The sequence below is a fragment of the Bacillus sp. AFS059628 genome (genome assembly GCF_002571225.1).
Classification (GTDB): Bacteria; Bacillota; Bacilli; order Bacillales; family Bacillaceae_G; genus Bacillus_A.
Genome location: NZ_NVEC01000141.1, coordinates 1 through 2,800, shown reverse-complemented (window position 1 = coordinate 2,800; position 2,800 = coordinate 1). Strand labels below are relative to the sequence as shown.

Genomic DNA, 2,800 nt, shown 5'->3' with positions numbered 1-2,800 from the left:
GTATATTACCTAATTTCTTTCTAGAAATATATTTTATATGTAAGTCTATATTTTTAACTCCATTCATTCTTAAATATTTGTTTATACATCATTAATACAACTAACTCATGTCAACCCAATCTATTAATTCACCAAACCTGTAACTATTATAGTTACAGGTTTGGTGAATAGTCAACCATATATGCAATTTTGCATTGAAAATCATAGACACTTCTATAAACTTACCCCTCATTATTGTAAGAGAGATTGAGCTTCTATCATTTTAAGTAACTGCATATATGTAATATAAAACATATATGGGGGGTTAAAACGTGGTAATTTCAAGACAAGATTCTTGGACTAATGATAACGATTTACTTCTCGCATCAACAGTACTTCAGTATATTCGTAACGGTGGAACACAGTTAGCTGCATTCAAAGAAGTAGCAAAACTACTAGCTAGAACACCCGCTGCTTGTGGATTTCGTTGGAATTCATATGTGAGAAAACAATACCAAGAAGAAATACAACAAGCAAAACAAGACCGAAAAGTGAGAAACAACATTCCTCTCTCCCCACCAGAAAAAGAAACAAACTCTTTGTCTATTACATTAGATGACATTATTCTCTTTCTACAAAATTATAAGGATGTAAATGAATTGACAATTTTACAAAATCAAATTAAAGATTTAGAAGCGGAGAATCAATCCCTTCTACAACGTTTAACTATGTATGAAGAAGAGTATCGTATGTTACTGAACCATATCGATAAGACAAGAAATTTAATTGTAGTGGATTAAACAGCATAACTATTTTGATTTTCCGGTAGGACCTTCGCCCTCCAAAATTACTTTTAATAAAAGAAATTTTGCCTCTTACAATTGATAATAAGTAAAATACACATACATAATGTATGTGTATTTTTAATTGGACTATTATTAAAAGAAATGTTTAGTCTATGTTACATCTTTTCTAATATTTCTTGTCTTTCGCACCATTTCGTTAGCTTTTCTAATGCTTTTTTAGATAAACGTTTTGTTTTATAATTGCAAAATCTAGATAATGTAGACGGAGAAATACTAATTTCATCTGCTATTTCACGAATGCTTACCTTTTTTTCATTGTGTACTTTCAGTATTTGGTCACGGATTTTTTTCTCTATTTGTTCAACTGATTCCACAGTCTTCTTTATTTCTTTAACAACTGTTACTTCAGGTAATTGTTCCTGAGGTTCTTCTATACTCTTCTTTCCAATTACCCTATCCATTGATTGCAGCATTTCCTCAGGCGGTAAAATCGTTATTCCTAAATTAGCGTAATAGTTTTTAAACCAATTACGTTTCCCAATTTGTTGTTCATCAAGTGGGTCACTATACTCCCAATGAGAAATTACTTTTTCATTTTCTAAATCCATTAGAACATTTTCTAACTGTTCTCTAATACGATTTGGCTTCCAATCTTTTGGAATATCCATTACTGCTAGCAGCCCTTTGTCCCCGCCTATAGAATATGGTTTTTTCAATGATGAATACATTTGTCTAATTCTCCATTGCCATGTTAAGTATCGAATTAACCTTTTATGATATTTGTGTCTATAACTATTGTATTCAAGTGCTTTTTTAGACAATAACGCTGTTGTATTATTTGATCCGTATAAGTAATTGGTTAAAAAGCTGCCTGGCTTAATACGACAAGACTCAATGCCCATATATTCATTAGTAACACTATGTCTCCACAATACAACTGAATCTAATACAAATAACCTTTTGATTACTTCACGTTTTAATTCTAAACGTTCTCCATCATCATCACGGTCATTTAATACTACTACCTCATTATCATCATTTAAATAGATAAAAATGCTTGCTAAAGCCGCAATTCTCTTTGCAATTTTAATTTTATCTTCCGCTCTATAGTATTCTTTATTTTTGACTACTGTTTTTGGGATGTTGCACATCTCTAAAACTTGCTCATAAGAAAAATCAATGAATTCGTCTGGAGATTTTGCTTCGTTTATCCATTGTATTGTAATTGCATCTAAGCAATCTGCCGTTAAATCATCCATATTACTCATTACATCATCAACAAGGGTATTCCACCGAGCAGCTTCTTCTATATTTGTAAGTCTTAAATCTTCATCTTTGTGTGAAGAAAGCTGAGCTACACCATTAGAAGACTTAGTTTCGATAGGATATTGTAAAACCTTACTTAACTCATCTTCTTCAAATTGATTTTTTGCAATCCCATCTCTTAGCTTATAATAAACAGCAGAGTTATTTACCTCATAATAATCCTCATGGTTTACTATGTTTGTCTTATATATATTTTGATCATTTTCTACTACTATGGAACTTGAAAGTGCTATATCTTGAAATTCTTTTTCTATAAATCCTTCAATTTCTTTATATATTTCTTCCTTATAGGAATCAATTTTCGCATAAATTTGTACTAATGTAATACCCGATTCTTGCTTTTTTTCTAACCAAGAAACTAATGCAGTAAATGATGGAGATGCATGAGATGAGGTTAATACTTTATTATTATTGTTTTCAACATCTTTAAAGTATGCATTCCACTTATTCCATACTAGCTCATTTGTTTTATAAATTGGCTCAGAGATTAACAATGCATCTCGAAACATTTGTAATAAATTATCCACTTTATATTCCTCCCTAAACCATGGATCATAACAAAGTAGTTTTCATCATAAAATTCCTTACTACTATTATATTTAATTTATTGTAACAGATATTTACAAGATTTTGCGTCTTTCTTCCCCTAACTCGTCATCTTGCAACATATTTGCTCTTTCTCTTCCTAT

Annotated in this window: 2 protein-coding genes; one reads left to right on the top strand and one right to left on the bottom strand. The window is 30.6% G+C overall.

Features of this window, described 5'->3' with window-relative positions; all coding sequences use genetic code 11:
• Positions 1 to 311 precede the first annotated feature (311 nt).
• Complete coding sequence (locus COL05_RS30410; protein ID WP_098671318.1) at positions 312 to 779, top strand: RsfA family transcriptional regulator; 468 nt, start codon at positions 312 to 314, stop codon at positions 777 to 779.
• Between the two features lie 161 nt (positions 780 to 940).
• Here the strand turns inward: COL05_RS30410 and COL05_RS30405 are convergent, their stop codons facing one another.
• The gene (locus COL05_RS30405) at positions 941 to 2,638 is read right to left on the bottom strand and encodes a helix-turn-helix domain-containing protein (RefSeq protein ID WP_098671317.1); all 1,698 of its coding nucleotides are present in this window, start codon (positions 2,636 to 2,638) and stop codon (positions 941 to 943) included.
• Positions 2,639 to 2,800: the final 162 nt, after the last annotated feature.